Source organism: Stenotrophomonas sp. INTA L402-1, assembly GCF_059295135.1.
The window spans coordinates 1-899 of sequence record NZ_JCAFWP010000100.1; the positions used below are offsets into that span (position 1 = coordinate 1).

Genomic DNA, 899 nt, shown 5'->3' on the forward strand with positions numbered 1-899 from the left:
AAGTTGAGATTGTGATTACCGCGGCGGTGTAAAATACAAAACCTTCTAACAAAGCGAATACAGTTTAGTTATAACGCTAATTCCACCAGCAAGGGGTTATGATCGGAGCTGGTAGTTTTTATCGTGCGGGCGTTTTTCACCTTGAAGCCTCGCACGAAAACCCAATCCAGCGGGTTTGAAAAAAATCGCAAACGATCATCAGGCTGAAACTGCACGGGGGTTAAACCATAAAGTGCGGTCAGTTTTTGGATTAAATCTATCCGCCCACGATTCCACGCATTAAAATCGCCCGCCAGAATAATCGGGCCTTGATGGGCTTGCAATAATTGAAACATCGCTGTGAGTTGCTGTTGATAGTGGGTGGGATTCCATTCAAAATTAACTAAATGCACATTGATGATTAACAGCCTTTGCCCGTCTGCCAGAGGAAATGCCATCGCGTTTCCTACTTTGGGAATGCGAATCCAAGGCTCAACAGAAGCCCCCGCACAATAAAAACGCGGTGTAAAACGGCTGAGCAAATCCACGCCAGATTGCTGCCCTAAATAAGCAAAACTGCTGGTATAAAGTGCGGTAGGAAATTGTGATGAAAATTGCGAATCTAGATGTTGCCCGCTGGACACTTCTTGCAAAAATAAAAAATCCTTGCCCTCGGCGAGCGTTTTCAACTGTTCCTGCCAGCCTCGATCTTGCCCTTTGTGCATATTCCACACCAGCAAGCGAAAATCCCGCTGTGCAATGGGGTCAATGTTCCCATTGGTGTGAAAACAAGCCACAGATTGATCTAAGGCTTGCCGTTGATAGGATAAAGTGCGAGCTGTTTGAAACTGAGTTTTTGGCACAGGGAAAATCGCTAAGCTGTACCAAAGATAGCCTCCCCCTGTCTCTTATACACATCT

General features: G+C 45.7%; 1 protein-coding gene. It reads right to left on the minus strand.

Going from position 1 to position 899, the window contains the following annotated elements:
• Positions 1–68 precede the first annotated feature (68 nt).
• Positions 69–842 (minus strand): endonuclease/exonuclease/phosphatase family protein, encoded by a 774-nt coding sequence (locus tag AC5O77_RS21680; protein WP_494507161.1) that lies wholly within the window; start codon positions 840–842, stop codon positions 69–71.
• Positions 843–899 lie beyond the last annotated feature (57 nt).